1 protein-coding gene is annotated in these 603 nt (G+C 35.7%); it reads left to right on the forward strand.

Annotated elements, in window-relative coordinates; translation table 11 throughout:
• On the forward strand, positions 1-312 hold a 312-nt coding region (locus HC176_RS19665), incomplete at its 5' end, for a hypothetical protein (RefSeq protein WP_209309743.1).
• Between the last annotated feature and the right edge of the window lie 291 nt (positions 313-603).

Raw genomic sequence — 603 nt, forward strand, 5'->3', positions numbered from 1 at the left:
GCAAACTTACAACCTTTACTCCCAATTCTAAAAACTTTTTCAGAGAACTTTTTTACTTTCCTCCACAACCCTAAAGCTGTTTCTAAAAGCACCCCCTCGCTAAAGCTTCGGAGATCCTGCGGGGATGCAAAGATAAAATCAATTTGTCTTATCATCCAAGCTAAAATTCAAAAATATTTCAGAGAACTTATTTGCTTCGAAGTCTTGCTACATAAAGGCTCAGCTATTGCTTCCCCTACACTGTCACTCTCTCTCAAAGCGGCTGCAAATATACAACCGAATTTCACTCTGGCAAGCTTTATGAAAAAATAATTTAAGGTTTTTTTGACATTTTTGACACCCCTAAACTTAAGGTGCTCAAAATGACATTTTTGAGAGGCGGCAAAAAAGTTAGATCTACGAAGTTAGAAGTTAGAGTTTGACGTTACCAGCTTTATTGAAAGGAAAAACGTCAATGTGTTTTTTTACAAACGAATGTTTGATTTCATATAAGTTGATTTTAGTGGTCAACCTATATCAGAGACGTACATCGTACATACTTCTAACTTCGTACTTCTAACTTCGTACTTCTAACTTCGTAATTCTAATCGTACTTCTAACTTC

The sequence above is a fragment of the Tamlana crocina genome, from assembly GCF_012037625.1.